General features: G+C 64.6%; 17 protein-coding genes. 2 read left to right on the top strand and 15 right to left on the bottom strand.

What is annotated here, in order from left to right:
* Nucleotide 1 precedes the first annotated feature (1 nt).
* Both BG457_RS01710 and BG457_RS01715 read left to right on the top strand, forming a co-directional pair.
* Nucleotides 2-1,930 carry a molybdopterin biosynthesis protein gene (locus BG457_RS01710; RefSeq protein ID WP_071795221.1) on the top strand — a complete coding sequence of 643 codons (1,929 nt, stop codon included), beginning with the start codon at nt 2-4 and terminating at the stop codon, nt 1,928-1,930.
* Nucleotides 1,931-2,023: 93 nt separating this feature from the next.
* Nucleotides 2,024-2,215, top strand: coding sequence for a hypothetical protein (locus BG457_RS01715; RefSeq protein WP_071795222.1), 192 nt, complete (start codon nt 2,024-2,026; stop codon nt 2,213-2,215).
* Nucleotides 2,216-2,237: 22 nt separating this feature from the next.
* Here the strand turns inward: BG457_RS01715 and BG457_RS01720 are convergent, their stop codons facing one another.
* The 15 genes from BG457_RS01720 to BG457_RS01790 form a co-directional block, all read right to left on the bottom strand.
* Nucleotides 2,238-3,566: an aspartate aminotransferase family protein gene (locus tag BG457_RS01720; protein WP_071795223.1), complete on the bottom strand. Its 1,329-nt coding sequence runs from the start codon at nt 3,564-3,566 to the stop codon at nt 2,238-2,240.
* Between the two features lie 13 nt (nt 3,567-3,579).
* Nucleotides 3,580-4,641, bottom strand: coding sequence for a phosphotransferase (locus tag BG457_RS01725; protein ID WP_084657397.1), 1,062 nt, complete (start codon nt 4,639-4,641; stop codon nt 3,580-3,582).
* On the bottom strand, nt 4,638-5,621 hold the full coding sequence (locus BG457_RS01730; protein WP_071795224.1) for a threonine ammonia-lyase: 984 nt from the start codon (nt 5,619-5,621) through the stop codon (nt 4,638-4,640). The genes BG457_RS01725 and BG457_RS01730 overlap by 4 nt, the downstream gene beginning before the upstream one ends.
* Nucleotides 5,622-5,624: 3 nt before the next feature.
* Nucleotides 5,625-6,620 (bottom strand): ornithine cyclodeaminase family protein, encoded by a 996-nt coding sequence (locus BG457_RS01735; protein WP_071795448.1) that lies wholly within the window; start codon nt 6,618-6,620, stop codon nt 5,625-5,627.
* Nucleotides 6,621-6,631: 11 nt separating this feature from the next.
* Nucleotides 6,632-7,945: an NAD(P)/FAD-dependent oxidoreductase gene (locus BG457_RS01740; protein WP_071795225.1), complete on the bottom strand. Its 1,314-nt coding sequence runs from the start codon at nt 7,943-7,945 to the stop codon at nt 6,632-6,634.
* Nucleotides 7,946-7,952: 7 nt separating this feature from the next.
* Nucleotides 7,953-8,834 (bottom strand): ABC transporter permease, encoded by an 882-nt coding sequence (locus BG457_RS01745; RefSeq protein WP_071795226.1) that lies wholly within the window; start codon nt 8,832-8,834, stop codon nt 7,953-7,955.
* Nucleotides 8,835-8,855: 21 nt separating this feature from the next.
* Complete coding sequence (locus tag BG457_RS01750; RefSeq protein ID WP_071795227.1) at nt 8,856-9,806, bottom strand: ABC transporter permease; 951 nt, start codon at nt 9,804-9,806, stop codon at nt 8,856-8,858.
* Between the two features lie 80 nt (nt 9,807-9,886).
* Nucleotides 9,887-11,548 carry a peptide ABC transporter substrate-binding protein gene (locus tag BG457_RS01755; RefSeq protein WP_071795228.1) on the bottom strand — a complete coding sequence of 554 codons (1,662 nt, stop codon included), beginning with the start codon at nt 11,546-11,548 and terminating at the stop codon, nt 9,887-9,889.
* Nucleotides 11,549-11,590: 42 nt separating this feature from the next.
* Entirely contained in the window at nt 11,591-13,255 is a 1,665-nt protein-coding gene (locus BG457_RS01760) for an ABC transporter ATP-binding protein (RefSeq protein WP_071795449.1), read from the bottom strand.
* A gap of 277 nt (nt 13,256-13,532) precedes the next feature.
* Nucleotides 13,533-13,889, bottom strand: coding sequence for a cupin domain-containing protein (locus BG457_RS01765; RefSeq protein ID WP_071795229.1), 357 nt, complete (start codon nt 13,887-13,889; stop codon nt 13,533-13,535).
* A 159-nt stretch (nt 13,890-14,048) separates the two neighbouring features.
* Nucleotides 14,049-15,512, bottom strand: a complete 1,464-nt coding sequence (locus BG457_RS01770) for an aldehyde dehydrogenase family protein (RefSeq protein ID WP_071795230.1) — start codon at nt 15,510-15,512, stop codon at nt 14,049-14,051.
* A gap of 244 nt (nt 15,513-15,756) precedes the next feature.
* On the bottom strand, nt 15,757-18,429 hold the full coding sequence (locus BG457_RS01775; RefSeq protein ID WP_342715346.1) for a phosphoenolpyruvate carboxylase: 2,673 nt from the start codon (nt 18,427-18,429) through the stop codon (nt 15,757-15,759).
* Nucleotides 18,429-19,400 (bottom strand): 2-hydroxyacid dehydrogenase, encoded by a 972-nt coding sequence (locus tag BG457_RS01780; protein WP_071795451.1) that lies wholly within the window; start codon nt 19,398-19,400, stop codon nt 18,429-18,431. The genes BG457_RS01775 and BG457_RS01780 overlap by 1 nt, the downstream gene beginning before the upstream one ends.
* An 11-nt stretch (nt 19,401-19,411) precedes the next feature.
* Nucleotides 19,412-20,302: a succinate--CoA ligase subunit alpha gene (gene sucD, locus BG457_RS01785; RefSeq protein ID WP_071795231.1), complete on the bottom strand. Its 891-nt coding sequence runs from the start codon at nt 20,300-20,302 to the stop codon at nt 19,412-19,414.
* Entirely contained in the window at nt 20,302-21,498 is a 1,197-nt protein-coding gene (locus tag BG457_RS01790) for a malate--CoA ligase subunit beta (protein ID WP_071795232.1), read from the bottom strand. The genes sucD and BG457_RS01790 overlap by 1 nt, the downstream gene beginning before the upstream one ends.
* Between the last annotated feature and the right edge of the window lie 7 nt (nt 21,499-21,505).

The following is a 21,505-nucleotide window of genomic DNA, read 5'->3' on the forward strand; positions in this document are numbered from 1 at the left end:
CATGCCTGAAACACCTGCCCTGCCTTCGGTACAGGACCAGTTCCTCAAGATATCTTCCCGTGACCAGGCCGAGGCCGCCTTTCTCGCGGCCCTGCGCCCTGCGCCGCTGGGGTCCGAGGACGTGGCGCTGATGGACCTGCCCGGACGGGTGCTGGCCGCCGATATTGCCGCCCCGGTCGATGCGCCCCCTTTCGACCGCGCAACAGTGGACGGATTTGCCGTGCGCGCGGCCGATCTGTTCGAAGCCTCGGCAACATGGCCCGTCACTCTGCGCCTGAATGCGGAAACTATCCATTGCGGCACTGCACCGCATCTTTCCGTGGCACCGGGAACCGCCACCCCCATCGCGACTGGCGGACCCATCCCGCGCGGGGCCGATGCCGTGGTCATGATCGAACATACCGAGCCAGAGGGCGACGCCATTGCAATCGCCCGCGCTTTGGCTCCGGGCACGCATGTGTCCTTCGCAGGCTCCGATATCGCGCGCGGCCAGACTCTGCTGCGCAAGGGCACTCTGATCGGTGCGCGCGAAGTTGCGATGCTGGCCGTTGTCGGGCTGGACCGCGCTGCTGTCTGGCGCCGTCCGCGTGTGGCGGTGCTGTCCACTGGTGACGAGTTGGTGCAGCCCGGCCAGCCCCTGCGCCCCGCCGGGGTCTATGATTCCAATGGTCCCGTCATTGCCGCCGCCCTGCGCGAAAACGGCTGCGAGGCCGCGCATCTGGGCGCCGTGCCTGACGACCTTGCCGCGCTGGAGGCTGCGGTGCGTGCCGCCTTTACGGCGCATGACGCGCTGATCCTGTCGGGCGGCACCTCCAAAGGGGCGGGAGACCTGACCGTCAAGGTGATCGCGGGCTTGGGCGCACCCGGTATTGTCGCGCATGGCGTGGCGCTGAAGCCGGGCAAGCCGCTGTGTCTGGCGGTCTGTGACGGCAAGCCGGTCGTAGTGCTGCCGGGATTTCCCACCTCGGCCATGTTCACCTTTCACGAACTGGTCGCCCCCGCCCTGCGCATGATGGCAGGCTTGCCACCGCGCGGGGCGGCGCATGTTCAGGCAACGCTGCCCGCGCGCCTGACCTCAGAACTGGGTCGCACCGAATTTGCCATGGTTGCCCTGACCGAAGGACCGGAGGGGCTGGTCGCGCATCCTGTGACCAAGGGCTCGGGCGCCGTGACGGCCTTTGCACAGGCGGACGGGTTTCTGACCGTGCCCCCTCTGGCCGAAAGCCTGGCGCCCGGCACCGAGGCCGAGGTCACGCTGTTCGGATCCGCCGTCGCGCCCCCGGGGTTGACCATTATCGGCAGTCATTGTGTCGGGCTGGATGCGGTCGTAGCGCGACTGGCCGATCAGGGCTTGACCGCGCGCATCCTTGCCACCGGCTCGCAGGGTGGCCTTGCGGCGTTGCGCAGGCGTGAGTGCGACATCGCGCCCATCCACCTGCTGCACGCCGAAAGCGGCGCCTACAACCGCCCGTTCCTGTCAGAGGGGATGCGCCTGATCCCCGGTTGGCGCAGGATGCAGGGGCTGTTGTTCCGCCCCGGTGATCCGCGCTTCGATGGATGCGCTCTGGACGCCGCACTAGCGGCGGTGCTGGCCGATCCCGACGCGATCATGGTGGGCCGTAATCAGGGGTCGGGCACCCGCGTCTTGCTGGACCGCCTGTTGCAGGGCACCCGCCCGCCCGGCTATTGGAACCAACCCGCCTCGCACAATGGGGTCGCGGCGGCCATTGCGCAGGGCCGGGCCGACTGGGGCATGGCAATCAGGCCAGTCGCCGAGGCGATGGGACTGGGCTTTCTGCCCGTCGCGGACGAGCACTACGACTTTGCCGTCAGCGATGAACCGCGCAACCCCAAGGCCCTTGCCGCTTTCGAGGCGGCCCTGAGCGATAGCGCGGGGGCACTGGCCGCGATCGGATTTGCACGCGGGTGACGAAAAGCTCTGCGAGTGGGTAGAATGCGTGTCAGGACAGGATGCGCCGCGATCTTCAGGGACAGACCGGGGTTTTGGGGCCATCCGACGGCGATGCGCAGATCCATCCTGTCCCGGATCATTCGCCCGCTCGCGTTGCTTTTTTCCGTTTCAGCGCTGGCGGTGCTGATGGAACGGCATTTCGGCTGGACGCCGCCTTTTGGCGGCTCCGCCTTTACCGCGCTCGCAAGCGGCTCTCATTTTTCCTCGGATTTCGCAGCAATGCGGCCCGAAGAAGCTGCGTGACTCGTTACGTCCAGGTTCAGCGCTACCCTGAAAGGCCAGTAAGCGCGTCATCGAGCTTGGACAGGAACAAATCCACATGTTCGGCTTCGCAGATCAGAGGCGGGCGGACCTTCAGTGTGTCTTCATTGGCGCCGGTCGTGCTGATCAGAACCCCATCGTCGCGCAGGGCATTGACCACATCGAGCGCCAGTTTGCGACGGGATTCGCGCGGGTCATCCTGCCCCCCGATGTCGATGCCGAAGAACAGCCCGGAGTTGCGGATGCCGCGCAGGGCATGATGGCGCGGCATCATGGTCTCCAGCCCGCTGCGCAGCCGGTTGCCCATGGCCTGCACATTCGCTCGGATTCCGTCACGCTCGATGATGGTCAGTACCGCGTCCGCACAGGCGATGCCGACGGTGTTGCCCGCGAAGGTGTTGGAATAACGTGCGGTGACTCCAAAGCGCTCCATCGGCGCTTTGCGCCCGACTACGGCGCCGATGGGAAATCCGTTGCCCATCGGTTTGCCCAGGGTCACCAGATCGGGAACGATCCCGTGGCGTTCAAAGCCCCACATATGCGTGCCGGTGCGGCCAAAGCCCGGCTGCACCTCGTCGGCGATGATCAGGCCACCTGCGGCGCGCACGGCCTCGACCCCGGCGGCAATGAAACCCGGCGGATCGATCCAGACGCCATCGCTGGAAAAGATGCTGTCGAACAGGAGCGCCGCAACCCCGATACCGCGGCGCTTGAGGTCATGGATCGCGGCGCGGATCTGCGCCTCGAAATACTCGGCAGCCTGCGCGTCGGAAATTCCCTCGGGGCCGGGCAATGAGACCATGCGCACGAAGGGGCTGAGCTGGACCGCATCGCCGAGATTCGGCGAGACCGCTGCCACTGCCGCGCTGGTTCCGTGATAGGCATAGGAGGAGACGATCACCCCCTCGCCGCCGCTGGTCAGTCGCGCGATCCTGAGCGCAAGATCGTTCGACTCGCTGCCGGTGCAAGTAAAGACCACGCGGTCGATCTCTGCCGGAAAGGTCGCGGTCAGCCGTTCGGCGTACTCGACCAGACGCGGTTCGAGATAGCGTGTATTGGCGCTGATCCGCCCGGCCTGATCGGCCATGGCGGCGTTGACCTCGGGGTTGCAATGGCCCAGCGAGGGGACATTGTTGTAGAAGTCCAGATAGGCCCGCCCGTCGGGGTCGTAGAGCCACATTCCCTCGCCGCGCACAAAATGCACCGGCTTGCGGTATTGCAAACGGTAGGACGCGCCCAGAACAGCGTCGCGGCGCGCGATCAGATCGGCCTCGCGCGGCGGAAGTACGGTTTCGCCGGGCCGGAAGCGGTTGGGCATGAGATCGGTGGTCATGGGCTTTGGCCTGTCAGTTGAGTTGCGAGGGAGGGCGGGGCAGCATGGCGGCCGCTTTGACCGCAGCTTCGCCAGAAGCGTCGTCCAGAGAGGCGAGGATGGCAAGGCCGCGCTCGGCACGGGCAAGGTTCTTGTTGATATAGGCGGCTTCCTCGGGAAAGAGATGCGAGCGCCACCGATTGATCAGGATCAGCGCCGCCTGCCTTGCCCGCATCAGCCCAACGAGAAGCTTTGTTTCCAGCGCGGATAGCGGCAGGACCGAGGCATAGCCCGCGATCAAAGGGGCGGCACCCCCCAAAGGCTGCGTGGAGTCAGTGACCATATGTCCGGCGGCAATGGCCAGATCCTGCAGGCGCGGGTTCCAGCCCCCATCGCCAAAGTCAATGAAGCCCGGCCCGGCGGGGGTCAGGAGCATGTTGTGCGGGCTGGGGTCGTTATGGGTGACCTGCCAATCCAGATCGGACAGCCGTGGCGCGATACGATCAGCGTAGTCCGACATCGCCCTGCGCACATGATCGGACAGGGGGCCGGGGGGCAGATGGGGCGCGAAATCCGACAGATGCGGCCAGCAGGAAATATTCCACAAGACCGGACGACGCGCGGCAGGCACCTCTGTGCGCCCCAGAGCCTGATCAAGCCGGGCCAGCGCCGCACCGGTCTTGAAGATCAATCGCGGCGTCTGGGGCTGTTGGTGCAGGGCGTCGCCCTCCAGCCGGGTCTGGAGATAACCGCAGACACAATCGGCCACAAACATCAGCTTGCCTTGAAGCGTGGGCTGGACCTCCGGCACGCTGACGCCCGGCGTGCCCCGCAAACTGGCAAGGACGTTGCTCTGAAAACGGAAGCTCTCGACCGCTTCGGGCCTTGTGGCGGTCTTGAAGATCAGCGCGCGGCCATCAGGCAGGCGGATTTCGGCGGTGCGTTCGACCTCGGAGGACAGGGGCACGATGGTGCCGGTCAGGCCATAATGGCGCTCCAGCAGGGCAGCGGTCCGGTCGGTCTCGTTTGCATCCGCGCGCCGGGCCAGATTATTGGCCGCCGAGCGAAACCATGGTTGCGCGGCGAGGGCGTTCATGATGCGCTCGCAGCCGTGCGGCTGTAAACCTGCGCCAGATCGACAAGATCCCAATTGCCCCCGGTGAGCAGCACGCAGACTTTCTCATCGGGCCGCAGCTTGACCGCCCCGGCCAAAAGCGCGCCGATGCCGATGCTTGCCGCCGGTTCGGCGATCAGTTTGGCGTCCCGCGCAAGGCTTTGCATGCCCGCGATGATATGTTCATCCTCGACCAGCACGATCTCGTCGACATGGCGTTCGATGATTGGCCATGGGTTTTGCCCCGGTACGCTGATACGCAGCCCGTCAGCGATGGTATCCAGCAGCGGCAAAGACACCCGCCGCCCGGCGATCCGGCTTTGGTGGTATTTCGGTGTCAGCGCGGGTTCGGCAGCAATGACCCGCACGGCGGGGTTCAGCCCCTTGATCGCGGTGGCCACGCCGGAAATCAGCCCGCCACCGCCCAGAGGCACAATGACGGTATCCACATCGGGCAGGTCTTGCAGGATTTCGCACCCGATGGTGCCCTGTCCGGCCATGACGCGCGGATCCTCAAAGCCGTGGATCGTCTCGAGTCCCCGCTCCTCGGCAATGCGGTAGACCTGTTTCCAACGCGCGGCGGTGTCGCCGTCATAGAGGATCACCTCGGCCCCCAGTGCGCGGGTATTGGCGATCTTCAGGGGCGGCGTTCCGACCGGCAGCACCAGCGTAACCGTCGTGCCCAGCAGCCGCGCGGCCCAGGACAGGCCCTGCGCGTGGTTGCCCGACGAGGACGCGATCAGGCCCCGGGCCGCACGTTCGGGGGGCAGTTGCAGCGTGGCGTTCAGCGCGCCGCGGATCTTGAAGGCGCCGGTCACTTGCAGGGTTTCGGGCTTCAGATACAGCTGACAGCCTGCAAGCGCTTCGATCTTCTCTGCGCGCAGAAGCGGGGTGTGGCGGATATAGGGCCTGATGCGTTCACGCGCGTCAAGAATGTCCTGAAGGGTCGGATGGTCTGTCATGTTTCAGCTCTCTTGGCCGAGGAAGTCAAAATGAGCGCCGATCCCCCGATCTTGCGCGCGCTGCAGGATCAGGGCGGCGGTGGTGGTGTCCTGAATGGCCATGCCGGTGGAATCGAAGATGGTGATCTCATCGCGGCTTTGGCGGCCTGCGGTGCGGCCCAGAAGCACCTCGCCGATTTCGGCATGAACATCCGCGACGATGCCTGCGCGCAGAGCGTGCTGCGCTTCGCCCTTCTCGACGCATTGCGCGCGACTGTCCACGATGATGCGGGCATGGCGGAAGATCTCGGGATCGAGTTCCTGCTTGCCTTTCTGGTCAGCGCCGATGGCCACGACATGGGTGCCCGGCCGCAGCCATCCGGCGCGCAGCACAACACCGCTGGCGCGGGTGGTGGTAACGACGATATCGGCCTCGGCTACGGCGTCCTGGGCGCTGTCTGCAGGAATGACCGGCAGGCCGAATTCGGTCTCGATATCGACCTTGAACCCGGCCAGCCCGGCGGAAGAACGCCCCCATGCGTGGATGCGGTCGATCTGCATCACCTCGCGGATGGCGCGGATCTGCATGCGCGCCTGATTGCCAGTACCAATCATCGCCACCACGCGCGCATCCTCGCGGGCCAGCGCACGGACCGACACCGCGCCCGCAGCCCCGGTGCGAAAGCCGGTCAGCAAGCTGCCGTCCATCGCGCAAAGAAGCGCGCCGCTCAAACCATCGAACAAGAGCACCGTGCCCATTCCGTTGGGCAGGCCGACGCGGGACGGATTGTCCCGAAACCCGCCCGAAGATGCCTTAAGCGAGACCCGCTCCGCCCCGGCATGATAGCAGGCCTTGAAGTCGATCTCGGCACCGGGTTGCGACAGGTGCAAGCCCATATAGGGCGGCTGTTCCACCGCGCCATCCGAGAAGGCGCGAAAGGCGTCTTCCACGGCGGCAATCACATCGGGCATGCGGATCAGGCCGCGTACCTGTTCCTTGGTGAGAAGACGGGTTGTCATATCTCGTTCTCTCAGCGCCGCGCCCGCCACCAGGCGATGCGGTCTTGCAATGTGAACCCCGCCAGCAGCACCGGCAGAAACCACGGTTTCCCGCGATAGAAGGGCACTGCCGCAGGCGGGCGGTCGGCAAAAGCGGTTGCGCCCTCGGATGCGTTCCCCAGCAGACGATGCGCCGCACGGCTGCCCAGCCAAGGCGCCCAGACCACGCCCGAGCCACAAAAGCCGGTGGCGTAAAGCACGCCGTCACGTTCAAACAATCGAGGCAGCATATCTCGGTTCATGGCGACATGGCCGAACCAGCTATGCGTCAGGTGCACTCTCGCCAGTTCAGGGAATATCTCGGCCAGCCCGTCGCGCAGGCGCTGGGTCGGCTCTGCCGGATCTCCCTTGCGCGAGCCATCGCGCCCGCCCAGAAGGATGCGGCGGCCATCGGGCGAGGGGCGGTAGTAGAAACCCATCTGGCGGTTTTCGCCCATCATCATGCCCCGCGGCATCAGTCGGGCCATCACTTCGGGCGGCAATTCCTCGGTTGCGATCATGCGGCTGCGTACGGGGATCAGGCGGCGGCGCAGGAAAGGCACCGCAGCGTCAGTATAGCCATTGGTGCAGACCAGAACCTGGCCTGCCGCCACGACCCCGGCAGAGGTTGCGACGCGAAACCCGGTACCGTCGCGGGTGATTCCTGTCACCGGTCTGCGCGCGTGAATCTCGGCCCCGGCAGCCAGGGTGATGCGCAACAGTTCAGCATGAAACTTTGCCGGATGCAGCCCGCCGACATCCATGCGCACTGTGCCGCCGCGATAGTAGTCTGTTCCGATATAGCCTTGCTGCTCGTGGTAGGGAACGGCATATGCCTCGACCCCCAGCCGCTTGGCGAGAACCTCGGTGCTTCGGGCCATGCTGTCGTATTGATCGAAGCCGAGCGCGCCCTTGAATATTCCTGTCAGCCGGTAGTCGCAGTCCAGCCCTTCGCTTGTGATCAGGTCGCGCAGGAACTCGCGTGCAGTCTTGCCTTCGGCCTCGATGGCGAGCGCGGTGGGCTCGCCAAAGCGCCGTGATATGGTGGCAAAGCCGGGGCGGATATTGCCGCTGGTGATGCCGCCATTGCGGGAAGAGGCACCTTCACCCGGATTCATGGCGTCGAAGACCGCTACCCGGCGACCCGCCCGCGCCAGCACCAGCGCCGCCGAAAGTCCGGCATAGCCCGCGCCCAGGACCGCCACATCCACCCGTCCGGGTAAGGGAAGCTCTGGCAAGGGCGCGGGTGGTGCGGCCTCCCACCACCAGGGGGTTGCGATCCGGGCGGGGCGGGGGGCGTCGAGCATATCGTCCTCAGAAGCTGTCGCTGCGTACGTCGAGCGCGTCGCGCAGGCCGTCGCCGATGAAGTTGAAGCTGGTCACGGCGATGGTGATGGCGAGGCCGGGAATGATGGCCAGCCAGGGCGCCGAGCCCAGATACTGCTGCGCGCCGTTCAGCATGTTGCCCCAGCTTGGCAGGGGCGGCTGGATGCCGAAGCCCAGAAAGCTGATATAAGCTTCCAGAAGGATCGCGCGGGCCACCGTCAGCGTGGCGGCAACGATGATCGGCCCCATGCAGTTGGGCAGGATCTCGCGAAACATGATATGCGCGCGCGACAGTCCCAGCATCCGGCCCGCAAGGACGAATTCGCGCTCTTTCAGCGAGCGGACCTCGGCCTCGACGATGCGCGCGACCTCCATCCAGCCGGTAAGCGCAATGATGACTGTGATCATGATCGGGCTGGGTTTCAGCGCAACCGCCAGTGCCAGCAGCAGGAAAATGGTGGGGAAGGACAGGAAACCATCGACGAGCCGCATCAGCACGGCATTGACGGTGCGCCCGCCATAGCCCGCGATGACACCGACCAATGTGCCCAGAATGGTGGCCAGCAGCATGGCGAAGAAACCGACCAGCAGCGAAATTCGTCCCGCCATCAGCAGCCGGGCGGCGATGTCGCGGCCAAGCGGATCGGTGCCAAGGTAATGATCGCCGCTGAAAGGTGGCAGAAAACGGCCGCGCAGGTCGATCTGCAGACTGTCATAGGGCAGGAAATATGGGCCGAAAGCGCATGCCAGTGTCAGCAGGCTGATCATTACCAGCCCCAGAAGTGCAAGCCGATGGCCGAGGAAGCGCCGCACCACGCGGCTTTTCCACCAGCGGGGGGCGGGAGCGGGGAGAGTGGAAGCGGTGCTCATGAGTTTCTCCTTCGGCGCAGATCAGGCGAGACGGATGCGCGGATCGACCAGCGCGACGACGATATCGGCAACAAGATTGGCCGCGATGGTCAGCACTGCCGAGAACATCAGCAGGCCCATCACCACCGGATAGTCGCTATAGCCCAGGCTATCCAGAAACAGCCGCCCCATGCCGGGCCAGGTAAAGACGGTTTCTGTGACCAGCGCGCCAGTCAGAAGCGATGGAAGCTGAACCCCGGCCAGCGTGATCATCGGCAAGAGTGCGTTGCCCACGACATGCTTCATGATGACACGGCGCTCGCTCACACCCTTGGCGCGGGCGGTCTTGACAAATTCCTGGCTGATCGCGTCCAGCGTAGCGGTGCGCATGAAGCGACTCCAGATCGCGATATGCACAAGGGCCAGCACGATCGAGGGCATGATCAGATGGTGCAGGTAATTGAGCAATGAGCCATCGCCGATCGTGTACATGTTCCCTGCGGGAAGCCAACCCAGCTGCAGCGAAAAGACATAGATGCCGATGAGACCGAACCAGAAGGTCGGGATGGACAGCGCGATCATTGCCCCGATGGTTGCTGCATAGTCGAAGCTCGAATACCGGTGCGTCGCGCCGCGCACGCCGATCCAGGTGCCGATACCGACCGCGATGACAGTTGACGAGCCCATCAGGATCAGCGTGGCGGGCACATGTCGTGCGATGACTGCGGTCACCGGGCTGCCATCGCGAAACGAGGTGCCCCAGTCGCCCTGAACCATCCGAGTGGCCCAGTCGAGATATTGCACCCAGAGCGGGCGGTTGAGACCAAGCTGCTCGGCGATCCGGGCCATGTCGTCCTGTGTCATGCCGGGGTCGAGCGCATATTGCGACATCGGCCCGCCGGGGATGAGGTTAAGCACGATAAAGCCGATGATCGACACGACGACCAGCAGGATCAGACTTTGGGCCAGGCGGCCCATCAGAAATGCAATCATGCTCTCCTCCTTTCAAGACGGACGCGTATGTCAGGTGCTGCCGCCCGCGCCTTCGCCGGGCGGGCGGCAGTCAGATTACATCAGCTCCAGTACCAGCCTGCGGCGTGCCAGGCTTCGCTGCGGGTATTGGTGTTCGGCTGGAAGCCGTCGATACCCGCTTTGCGGCCATAGACCGTGTTGTTGGTAAACAGCGGCAGGAAAGGCAGATCGTCGCGGATGATTTCCTGCACCCGGTGATAGATCGCCTTGCGGGCTTCGGGGTCGAAGGTACGGGTGCCTTCTTCCAGCAGCGCATCAACCTCGGCGTTGGAATATTGCGCATTGTTCGATCCGCGCCCGCCCTGGGCCACGATGGCCCCGGTGTGGAAGCGGCTGGTCACATCGGGGTCGGCGGCGATCAGATAAGTGATGCCGACCATGACCGATTCAAACTGCGATTGTTGCCAGAATTCGGCCCACATCACTGCGGCCGGGTGGTTCTCGATCGTCATTTCGACGCCGATTTCGGCCAGGGTCTGCTGGATGAACTGCTGCGCCTGTTCGCGCAGATGGAAGCCCGTGGTCGTTGAGTTCGCGAAAGACAGGCGCATGCCGTCCTTGGCGCGGATACCGTCGGGCCCGGGCAGCCACCCAGCTTCGTCCAGAATCGCGCGGGCGCGGTCGGGGTCATAGCTCTGTTCCGGCAGGTCGTCCTTGTAGTACCAGGATTGCGGCGGCATGAAGGTCTCGGTCATGCGCGGCACGCCGTAATACAGGATGTCGACGATGGCCTGGCGGTCGATGGCATAATAGAGCGCCTCGCGCACCGCTTTTTCGCGGAACTGGGGCTTCTCCATGTTCAGATAGATTGATTCGACCGATCCTGCGGGAACCAGTTCGACGGTGCGGCCGGGCAGGTTGCTGGCTTCGGCGTAGTTGTCAGGCGTGATGAAGGCGCGGCCCGCGATGTCGATGTCGCCGCTGCGGAACTGGGTGTACATCACCGTCATGTCAGGAATGTACTTGAAGATCAGCCGCTCGATATATGGCCCTTCGCCATGGTAGCCGGGATTGGCCACCAGTTCGACATTGTCACCGGCCTGACGCTGACCCCATTTGAACGCGCCGGTGCCCACCGGGGCTTGGTTGAAAGCGGCTTCATTGGGGTTGGCCTCGGCACCCAGAATATGCTGCGGCACGATGAAGGTTTCGGTCAAGAAGGACAGATAGGGTGCAAAGGGCTGTTCCATCCGCCATGTGATTTCGGTGGGCGAAACCACCTCGATATCGCGCACCAGCGCATGCCCCGTGGTCCGCCATGCGCGGAAATCAGGGTTGACGATCAGTTCCAGCGTGAACTTGACATCTTCGGCAGTAAAGGGCGTGCCATCATGCCAGAGGACATCATCGCGCAGGTGGACGCGCCAGTTCAGACCATCCTCGGAAATGCCGCCATTTGCGAGGCTGGGCACTTCGGTGGCGAGGTTCGGAACGATCATGCCCTGCGGGTCGATGCGGAACAGAGCGTCAAAGACCGAGAAGGCCACGCTGTCATCGACCTCGATATGCGGCATCAGCGGGTTGAACACCGTGGGTTCCTGTGTCACGCCGACGACGATGCGTCCGTTGGGAGTGGTGGGCTGGCCGAAGGCGGGCTTGCCCAGAAGGTTGGGAGCGAGCAGCCCGGCTGCGCCGCCAGCGGCCAGCATCCGCAACGTGTCGCGGCGGGAATATCCGGTTGATGGATTGTGTGTTTTGGTCATTGTTGTCTCCCCTGTGAAGGACTTTGGTAATCGTGTACGGCCTCAGCCAGCGGCTGGGGCAATGGTCTTGGCTTCGAAATCTTCGCCCGGAATCGCGGCGACCAGCTCGCGGGTGTATTCGGCTTCCGGGGCGAAGAAGATCTGCGATGGCGGGCCGATCTCGACGATCCGCCCTTTCTGCATCACGGCAATTTCGTCGCAGATCTGGCTTGCGACGCGCAGGTCATGGGTGATGAAGATCATCGCCACGCCGGTTTCCCGCTGAATGCGATCCAGAAGCTCAAGAATCTGCGCCTGGATAGAAACATCGAGTGCGGAAACCGCTTCGTCTGCGACGAGCAGTTTGGGCTTGAACATCAGTGCGCGGGCGATCCCGATCCGCTGACGCTGGCCGCCGGAAAACTCGTGCGGGTAACGGTCATACGCGCCCGTATCAAGCCCGACCAGTTTCAGGAGCGCTTTCGCCTCCTCGCGGGCCTTGGCTGCCGGCATGCCATGCGCCATTGGCCCCACGGTCAGGATGGTCCCGATGGTCATGCGCGGGTTGAGCGAGGCAAAGGGATCCTGAAAGATCATCTGGATCTTCGGGCGCAGGCTGCGGAAATCGGCCTCGGCCAAAGCAGCGATGTCGCGGCCTTCGAACAGGATTTCGCCGCTGTCGGTGTCCATCAGTTTGATCAGCAGACGGCCAAGCGACGATTTGCCCGACCCGCTTTCGCCGACCACGCCAAGGGTGCATCCCGGTTTCACCTCGAAAGAGGCCTCGCGCACGGCAGGGACCACCCGCTCGGTGCGGAACAGCTTGCTCCCGCTGCGATAGGTCTTGACCAGATCACGCACCTTCAGGACCGGCTCGGAACCGGCGGTGGCGACCGGCACGCGGTTTTCGCTGCGCAGATGCGGCACCGCCGCGATCAGACGCTTGGTATAGGGGTGGTCGGGGGTCTTCAGCACCTTCGAGGCAGGGCCTGCCTCGACCACATGACCCTTTTCCATCACAACCACAGAATCAGCGATCTCGGCCACGACGCCGAAATCATGGGTGATGAACATCACGCTCATGCCCTTGCGGCGCTGGATGTCGCGGATCAGTTTCAGGATCTGCGCCTGGGTGGTCACATCGAGCGCGGTCGTGGGCTCATCAGCAATCAGGATCGTGGGTTCCAGTGCTAAGGCCATGGCGATCATGACCCGCTGGCGCTGCCCGCCCGACAGGCGGAACGGATATTGGTGATACATCAGCTCGGGATCGGGCAGACCGACCTCGGTCAGAAGTTCCAGCGCACGTTCGCGGCGGGACAGGGGCGTGCCGACACCATGGGCGGTCATGGCCTCGTCGATCTGCGCGCCGATTGTCATCAAGGGGTTCAGCGCAGACAGGGGATCCTGGAAGATCATCGAGACCACCCGACCGCGCAGGCTGCGCAATTCCTCAGCGCCCATGCCGACGATCTCGCGTCCTTCGAGCGTGATCGTCCCGGCGCTGACAGCGATTGCCTTGGGCAGAAGCCCCATGACAGTGTTTGCGGTTACCGACTTGCCCGATCCGCTTTCGCCGATCACACAGAGGATTTGCCCCCGGTGCAGGTCGAAGGACACATTCTGAACCGCATATGCGCGTTCCATCCCCTTCGGCAGGCTGACCGTCAGGCCGCGGACCGAAAGCGCGACATCCGGCGCGGATGTATCCTGAATTTCTGCGCGCATCGGCTCCCCTCCATTCTTGATCATTTCCCGGCTTTGGCCGCGTGTCCCCGAGGGGGCGTGGCGGTCCGGGCAGGTTGTGGTCCGGGTTGAGGCGCGGCCCGTGAAACCGCGCCATTCATTCTTCAAGCTTGCGCCCATCAGCCCAGAAAAACTATCGATTCCTCTGTTTTCGGCAGCAGGATCAACTGTTGTTTCCCTTGCGTCAGGCATTTCCTTCTGCACGTTCTTTCGTGCGGTGGGCACAGAGAGACTCTGAGCCAAGAGCGGTATCGTCCGATCAGTCGTAAACGCAGACATAGATCTTCCGCACGGTTTCAATCGTGCGCCAGACGCCGATGAAGCCGGGTTTCATCACGAAACTGTCGCCGGCGCGGAAGGTCTGTGTCGCGCCGCCGGTTTCTTCGATCTCGACCAGACCCGAGAGGATATGGCAGAATTCGTAGGTCGTACCCTTGATTGAGTGGGTTTCCCCCGGCGTGGCCTCCCAGATCCCGGTCAGCACCTTGCCGTCTTTCGAATCGTCCTGCGCCCAGGTCTTGAACGACGGGCTGCCCGAGATCAGGCGTTCGGGCGCAGGCAGCGCTTCTTTCGGGGCGAAGCCGGGGGCGAGGTCAAGGGCGATCAGATTGGACATGAGGACTCCTTTTGCAGTCGTGGCTTTAGCGACGGGCGTTTCTTGAGATCAGTGTGACTCCGTGGGCGTGGTGTTGCATGCCGAATTGGCAGGTCGGGCAGCGCATGATGACGTTGACATGCAGTGCGGCGGTGGATTCTGCTGCGGCGCGCCGGGCAGTCAGTCCTGGGGAAAAAAGCCCAGGATCGACTTCACTTCGAGATATTCAAGCATCCCCTCGCGCCCGAACTCGCGCCCGTTGCCCGATTGCTTATAGCCGCCGAATGGCGCATGCGGGTCCCAGGCGGGATAGTTCAGATGCACCTGCCCGGCGCGAATCTCCGCGGCGACCGCGCGCATCTGTGCAAGGTCACTCCCCTGCACATGTGCGCCGAGACCGTAGGGGGTGTCGTTGGCAATCGCGATGGCCTCGTCAATGCTGTCATAGGGCAGGATGCACAGGACGGGGCCAAAGATTTCTTCCTGCGCAATCGCCATTTTGGTGCCCACATCGGAGAAAATGGTCGGGCGCACGAAGAAACCGCCATTCAGGCCCTCGGGCCGCCCCGGACCGCCAGCGATCAGCTGTGCGCCCTCGGCCAGTCCGACGCCGATCATCTGCTGCACCCGGTCGAATTGCGCGCGGTTGGCGATAGCGCCATGGGTCACTGCGGGGTCAAGCGGATCGCCTATGACGATCTCGGCGACGGCCCGAGCAGCAATGGCCTCGATTTCTGCCAGCCGGTCGCGCGGTACGATCATGCGGGTTGGGGCAGAGCAGGACTGGCCGAGATTGCGCATTCCGGCTGCGACGCCCAGCGAAACCGCTCGGTCCAGATCGGCACCGGGCAGGATCACATTGGGCGATTTGCCCCCCAGTTCCTGTGCCACGCGTTTGACCGTATCTGCAGCGGTTTTCGCCACGGCGACCCCGGCGCGGGTCGAACCGGTGATCGAGATCATGTCCACGCCCGGATGCGCCGCCAGCGCGGACCCTACGCCCGGCCCGTCGCCCTGCACCAGATTGAAGACCCCCGGCGGGAACCCGGCTTCCTCGATCAGTTCGGCAAAAAGTAGCGCGCTGAGTGGCGCAAGCTCGCTGGGCTTGAGCACCACGCAGCAGCCCGCCGCCAGCGCGGGGGCCACCTTGGCGGTGATCTGGTAGAGCGGCCAGTTCCAGGGCGTGATCAGGGCGGCCACACCGATGGGTTCATGGGCAATCGCGGTCTGGCCGCGCTGTGCTACAAAGTCGAAATCCGCCAACACCTCGCGCGCGGTGCGCAGATGCGTCATGGCCATCGGCACTTGGGCGCTGCGCGCGTAGGATATCGCGACCCCCATCTCCTGCGTCAGACACTGGGCAAGGCGCTCGGCATGGCTCGCCATCGCCGCCTCCAGCCGGGCGAGATGCGCCGCGCGATGCGCGGGCAGGGTGCGGCTCCAGGTGACAAAGGCGTGGCGGGCGGCGGCGACCGCCGCGTCGACATCCTCTGCGTCACCCAGCGGGAGCCGGCACAGGGCCATTTCATTTGCGGGGTTCACCACCTCCGTCGTGGCAACGCCATGCGGCTCGGTCCATTCCCCGGCAATGAAAAAACGATGCAGATGGCCGGAAAGGCTGAGATGGTCGACAGCGGTGGTCATTGGCAATGTCCTGGGCATGCGAGCGGATTTCACGCCCTTTAGACTGACCCTTCGCGCCCGCGACAGATACCGAAGCCCTGTCGGGGGGCAGCATTTTGAACCGTAGCCGACTGCACCTGAAGCATTTCATTTCGCACCGGGGCCGCAGATCGCGTCGAGCAGACCGGGGACGCGCGGGGCGGGGCTACTAGCCAAATCAGCTGTCGATCTGGGGGCGTTCGCAACGGTTTGCGGGATCGACGCGTCAGCCGGTCCAGCCAAGGCCAGCAGCAACACAGTTCATGGATTGCATCAGCGGGACCGAAATCCCTGTCGTGCCCGGTTTTCGGGCCTCGCGTAGCAGATCGACCTGCAGGCGGTTGATCATATCCAGTTGGGGACGCACGCGCTCGAACCTGCCGCGCATCAACGGAAAGCGTGCGCAGATCTCGGCGCCTTCGTTCAGGAACCGGACCGCCTGAACAGCGCGGCGGTATTCCGCCGCGATCTCGCCAAAGATCCGATCTCTGACCTCGGAATCCGCGACCAATGACGCATAGAGACCTGCGATGTCCAGATCGGTCTGGAAGAGCGCCTTTTCCACCTCGTCCACGATCAGGCGGAACAGCCGGTGGTTCGCGAACATGTCTTGCAGCAGGGCATCGCCCGCGGCGTCGCGGAACCGACGCACGGAATCGACCGCCGAGCCGAATCCATACCAGCCTGTAATCAGGTGGCGGTTCTGCGACCAGGCGAAAACCCACGGTATCGCGCGCAGGTCGCTCAGGCTTTGCGCGCCGAAACGGCGGGCCGGGCGCGAGCCCATCTTCAGAAGCGCCAGTTCCTGAACCGGGCTGGCCTGATGGAAATAGTCGATGAAGCCCGGCTGGCGGATCAGATTGCCGTAGCTGGCCTGCGACATGCCCGCCAGCGCGTCCAGCAGATCGCGGTGTTCCGGGTCGCTGGGTGGCTCATTGTCGCGCAGCGTGTGCTCCAGCGCGGACGATGCCAGAAGCTCCAGATGGTCCAGCGCCGTGCCCCGGTTGGCATAGCGGGACGAGACGACCTCGCCCTGTTCGGTCAGGCGCAGCCGACCGTTCACTGTGCCAGCGGGCTGGGCGGCGATGGCGCGACCGGTCGGCGCGCCGCCCCGGCTGACCGAGCCGCCCCGGCCGTGAAAGAAGACAGGGCGCAGCCCGTGGCGCGTCAGCGTCCGAGCGATCTGCCGTTGTGCCTTTTCAAGCTCCCAGGTCGAACACAGGAAACCGCCATCCTTGTTGCTGTCGGAATAGCCCAGCATGATTTCGATCTGCCCGCCGTCGGATCGCAGGCTGCGGCTGGGCAGGGGGACGGACAGCAACTCGTCCAGGATTGTCGGCGCGGCGCGCAGGTCTTCGATGGTCTCGAACAGCGGGACCACGCGCAGCTCCAGCTTTTCGGCCCCGAAACCCGCGTAGCGGGCCAGCAGGAAGACCGCCAGCAGGTCATCGGCCGAACGGGTCATCGAGAGGATGAAGGGGCCCATCGTATCGGGGTCGATCCCGCCCTGTTGTTCCTTCATGAAGGCCAGCAGGCCCAGCAGTTCCCGCGCCCCCTCGCCCAGCCGGGCGGGGTCGATCCATGGAAGTTCGGGCTGGGCCAGTTCGCGGCGCAAGCGGGCCGACCAAGCCGCGCTGCCTTCTGTCGGCGCGGTGGCGCTCAGGGACCAGATTTCAGCCAGCGTGGCGGTGGTGACGGTCGAGTTCTGGCGAATGTCCAGCGTGACCGCACGGAAGCCGAAGACCTCGGCCTGCCAGCGGATGGGGCGGATATGCCGATGGGCCAGACGCTCGGAGCCGATGGCGGCCAGCGCCTCCTCAATCCGGCGCAGGTCGGCGACGAAATCCTGCACATGCCGGTAGCGCCCGGCATCCGTCGCGCTGGTGGCGACGATCCGCCTCGCCATGGCCGCCAGCGCCTGGCGGAACAACTCGCCGGGGTTGCGCTTGCGCAGGGCCTCGGCCTCGCCCGTCGCGGCAATGATCGGCTCGAGGGTGGCGGCGAGGGGGTGATCGGCTCCGGCAATGATCGCACTGATGCTGAGCCGGGCGGCGGCCTGTGTCAGCGCCTCGACATATCGCGTCAGGATCGCCCGGCGCGCGCGCGCCACCGCATCGCGTGTCACGGCGACGGTGACGAAAGGATTGCCATCACGGTCGCCGCCGATCCAGGAATGGAAACGGATGCAGGGCCGCACCGGGCCAACCGTGCCGAACCGACCCGCGACAGCCGTCTCGAACCGTTCGAACAGCTGCGGGACGGCATCGAAAATACTGTCGCGAAAGAACTGAAGACCCCACTCGATTTCTGCCGTGGGTCCGGGGCGTTCGATCCTCAACTCGCCCGTCAGCCACAGTAGGTCGATCTCGCTTTCGATATCCAGCAGGATCCCGGCGCGCTCGCTGGGGGTCCAGCGCTGCATTTCCAGGTTGATCAGCGCGCGATAGATGCGCCGGTGAATCTCAAGGATCGTGACCCGCTTCGCCTCGGTCGGGTGTGCCGTCATGGTTGGCCCAACCGAGAAGCCACCGGCCACCAGAGCCTGAAGCTCTGCGGTGCTGCGAACTGACTCAGCGCGGGCGAAGACGGCAGCAAAGCTGCCCTCGACACTGCCGGGGCCGACCTCGGTTTCCTGCTGGCGCCGGTCCCGCACTGCGGCATTTTCGTCGATGATCTTCAGGATCTGGAACCAGATATTGGCTGCTTGCAGATAGGGAATCGCCGCATCTCCGGGCGGGATCTGATGCGCGCCTGCCTCGATTGATGCCAAGACCTGCGGCGCGCGCCGGGCGAGCACCTGCCGCCACAGCGCCCGCATCTCGTCGCGCAGCTGGTCGGCATAGGGCGAGGGCAGCGGTTCGGCACCGTCACACCGGGCGGCGGTGCGGCCCATGCCCATCACGCGACCCGGTCGCGGGGGGGGCGGCCCGCGAAGAAATCGGTGAGGTTGTCCAGCACCCGCAACCCCATCGCTTCGCGGGTTTCGCGGGTGGCCGACCCCAGATGGGGCAGCATGACCAGATTGTCGGCGCCCATCAACTCGTCGCTGATCTGTGGCTCGCGCTCGAAAACATCGAGCGCGGCGCCGCCAATGGTGTCAAACCAGAGCGCTTTGGCCAATGCGTGTTCGTCCACCACCTCGCCCCGCGCCGTGTTGATCAGGAAACCCGTGGGCTTCATCAGATCCAGCCGACGGGCGTTGATCAGATGCCGGTTTTCCGCGCCGCCGGGGCAGTGCAGCGAGACGAAATCGCATTGCGGCAGAAGTTCGTCCAGAACCGGCACTTGTTCGGCATCGTAGCGCGCCAGAATTTCGGGCGCCACGGGAGAGCGGTTATAGACCAGAACCCGCATCCCGAAGCCATGGCGTGCCCGCTGCGCCATGGCCTGTCCGATGCGGCCGAAGCCGACGATGCCAAGGGTGGCGCCGGAAACCTTGGTGCCGATCAGATGGGTGGGGCGCCAACCCGTCCATTGCCCCGCGCGCAACTCGCGCTCCCCTTCGCCCGCCCGGCGCGCGACCATCAGCATCAGCGTCATTGCAATATCGGCGGTGCATTCGGACAGCACGTCCGGCGTGTTGGTGATGGCGATCCCGTGTGCGCGGGCGGCTTCGGTGTCGATATGGGAAAAGCCCACGCCGTAATTGGCGAGGATCTTGGTGCGCGCCCGCGGCAGATCGAAGACCGGCGCGGGCAGGCGGTCGGTGACAGTGGGCAGGACCGCGTCGTAATCTGCCAGCGCCGCAGTCAGATCGGATTGCGCCAGCGGGCGGTCATCGCGGTTGATGGTCAGGTCAAAGACCTCGGCCATCTTCTCCTCGACGGCGACGGGCCAGCGCCGCGTGACCAGAACTTTGGGTTTCGCCATATCAGCCTCCGTCACGCTGCCTTTTTCATCAACCGGGCAATCGTTGCGCCGATGGCCGAAGGGTGTTCGGCCACTGTGACGCCCGCCGAGGACAGGATCTCGACCTTTTCACTCGCGCTCTCGCCAAAGGCCGAGATGATCGCCCCGGCATGGCCCATCGTGCGGCCCTTGGGTGCGGTCAGGCCAGCGATATAGGCGACAACCGGCTTGCTCATATGGTCGCGGATGAACTCGGCGGCCTCGGCCTCTTGCGGGCCGCCGATCTCGCCGATCAGGCAGACCAGATGGGTCTCATCGTCGCGCTCGAACTCGGCCAGAATATCCTTGAAGGATGAGCCATTGATCGGATCGCCCCCGATCCCGACCGAGGTCGAAACCCCAAGCCCCAGATCCTTGAGCTGCTGCGCCGCCTCGTAACCGAGCGTGCCCGAGCGACCCACGATCCCGATATTGCCCGGCAGGTAGATATGGCCGGGCATGATGCCCAGAAGCGCCTTGCCGGGGCTGATGGTGCCGGCGCAGTTGGGGCCGGTCAGCACCATGCGCCGCTCTTTCGGGTAGCGGTACATGTAGCGCTTGACGCGGATCATGTCCTGCGCCGGGATGCCGTCGGTCACGCAGACGCAGTAGCGGATACCGCCATCGGCGGCTTCCATGATCGAATCGGCGGCAAAGGGGGGCGGCACGAAGACCAGCGAGGCATCCGCCCCGGTCGCGGCGACGGCCTGTTTCACGGTGTCGAAGACCGGAACGCCGTGGACGATCTCGCCGCCCTTGCCGGGCACGACGCCGCCGACGACATTGGTGCCGTAATCGATCATTTCCTTGGTGTGGAACTGCGCGATGCGTCCGGTGATGCCCTGAACGATAACGCGACTTTCGCGATCCAGAAAGATGCTCATCAGATGGCCCTCACATTGGTGTTTTGCGCCTGATCGTTGCGCCATGCCGTGACCGCGCGTTCGGCGGCCTCCATCAGCGTTGTGGCGCGGATGATGGGCAGGCCGGACTTGGCGAGTATTCGTAGCCCTTCATCGACATTGGTGCCCGCCAGCCGGACGACAACCGGAACCTCGACCGGGTTTTGGGTCAGTGCCTGAACGACACCTTCGGCCACCCAGTCGCAACGGTTGATGCCCGCAAAGATGTTGACCAGAATCGCCTGCACATTGCTGTCTGACATCACCAGCCGGAATGCCTTGGCGACTCGCTCGGGCGTCGCACCGCCACCGATATCCAGAAAATTCGCAGGCTCGCCGCCAGCCAGCTTGATCGTGTCCATCGTCGCCATGGCCAGACCTGCGCCGTTGACGATACAGCCGATATTTCCGTCCAGCCCGATATAGTTCAGACCCCGGTCGGCGGCGCGGGACTCGCGCGGGTCTTCCTGGCTCTTGTCCCGGAGTTCCGAGATCTGCGGATGGCGGAAGAGCGCGTTGGAATCGAAGGTCATCTTGGCGTCCAGCGCCATGATCCGGTTGTCGGATGTGATGACCAGCGGGTTGATCTCGACCATGGTTGCGTCCAGATCGCGGAACGCGGCGTAGCAACCCAGAAGCGTGCGCACCATCGCCTGTGTCAGCGCGGGCGGGATGCCCAGGGCAAAGGCGATCTCGCGCGCCTGGAACTCCTGAAGCCCAACCGCGGGTTCGACCGTGGAACGGACGATCGATTCGGGCCGCTGGGCCGAGATTTCCTCGATCTCCATGCCGCCTTCGGCCGATGCGACGATCATCACCCGTTGCAGGCTGCGATCCAGCACGAAGCCCAGATAGATCTCGCGCTCGAATGGCACCGCGGCTTCGACATAGACGCGGTAGATGCCCTTGCCGGCGGGGCCGGTCTGATGGGTGACGAGCTTGCGGCCGAACATGTCTTCGCAAGCGGTGACGATTTCATGGTCGCTGTCGCACAGCTTCACCCCGCCCGCCTTGCCGCGCCCGCCGGCATGGACCTGCGCCTTGACGATCCAGCGGCTGCCGCCCATTTCGCGGGCGCGATAGGCCGCCTGTTCGGGGCTGTAGGCCAGCGCGCCCTGCGGCACGGTGACACCGAAGCCTGCAAGTATTTCCTTGGCCTGGTACTCATGAATATCCATTTCGGCC

The organism is Natronohydrobacter thiooxidans (assembly GCF_001884735.1).
Lineage (GTDB): Bacteria > Pseudomonadota > Alphaproteobacteria > Rhodobacterales > Rhodobacteraceae > Roseinatronobacter > Roseinatronobacter thiooxidans_A.

What these genes read in the sequence shown, in the direction of transcription:
- BG457_RS01710 (WP_071795221.1), top strand. Translation starts at nt 2, where the DNA reads ATGCCTGAAACACCTGCCCTGCCTTCGGTACAGGACCAGTTCCTCAAG.
- BG457_RS01715 (WP_071795222.1), top strand. Translation starts at nt 2,024, where the DNA reads ATGCGCAGATCCATCCTGTCCCGGATCATTCGCCCGCTCGCGTTGCTT.
- BG457_RS01720 (WP_071795223.1), bottom strand. Translation starts at nt 3,566, where the DNA reads ATGACCACCGATCTCATGCCCAACCGCTTCCGGCCCGGCGAAACCGTA.
- BG457_RS01725 (WP_084657397.1), bottom strand. Translation starts at nt 4,641, where the DNA reads ATGAACGCCCTCGCCGCGCAACCATGGTTTCGCTCGGCGGCCAATAAT.
- BG457_RS01730 (WP_071795224.1), bottom strand. Translation starts at nt 5,621, where the DNA reads ATGACAGACCATCCGACCCTTCAGGACATTCTTGACGCGCGTGAACGC.
- BG457_RS01735 (WP_071795448.1), bottom strand. Translation starts at nt 6,620, where the DNA reads ATGACAACCCGTCTTCTCACCAAGGAACAGGTACGCGGCCTGATCCGC.
- BG457_RS01740 (WP_071795225.1), bottom strand. Translation starts at nt 7,945, where the DNA reads ATGCTCGACGCCCCCCGCCCCGCCCGGATCGCAACCCCCTGGTGGTGG.
- BG457_RS01745 (WP_071795226.1), bottom strand. Translation starts at nt 8,834, where the DNA reads ATGAGCACCGCTTCCACTCTCCCCGCTCCCGCCCCCCGCTGGTGGAAA.
- BG457_RS01750 (WP_071795227.1), bottom strand. Translation starts at nt 9,806, where the DNA reads ATGATTGCATTTCTGATGGGCCGCCTGGCCCAAAGTCTGATCCTGCTG.
- BG457_RS01755 (WP_071795228.1), bottom strand. Translation starts at nt 11,548, where the DNA reads ATGACCAAAACACACAATCCATCAACCGGATATTCCCGCCGCGACACG.
- BG457_RS01760 (WP_071795449.1), bottom strand. Translation starts at nt 13,255, where the DNA reads ATGCGCGCAGAAATTCAGGATACATCCGCGCCGGATGTCGCGCTTTCG.
- BG457_RS01765 (WP_071795229.1), bottom strand. Translation starts at nt 13,889, where the DNA reads ATGTCCAATCTGATCGCCCTTGACCTCGCCCCCGGCTTCGCCCCGAAA.
- BG457_RS01770 (WP_071795230.1), bottom strand. Translation starts at nt 15,512, where the DNA reads ATGACCACCGCTGTCGACCATCTCAGCCTTTCCGGCCATCTGCATCGT.
- BG457_RS01775 (WP_342715346.1), bottom strand. Translation starts at nt 18,429, where the DNA reads ATGGGCATGGGCCGCACCGCCGCCCGGTGTGACGGTGCCGAACCGCTG.
- BG457_RS01780 (WP_071795451.1), bottom strand. Translation starts at nt 19,400, where the DNA reads ATGGCGAAACCCAAAGTTCTGGTCACGCGGCGCTGGCCCGTCGCCGTC.
- sucD (WP_071795231.1), bottom strand. Translation starts at nt 20,302, where the DNA reads ATGAGCATCTTTCTGGATCGCGAAAGTCGCGTTATCGTTCAGGGCATC.
- BG457_RS01790 (WP_071795232.1), bottom strand. Translation starts at nt 21,498, where the DNA reads ATGGATATTCATGAGTACCAGGCCAAGGAAATACTTGCAGGCTTCGGT.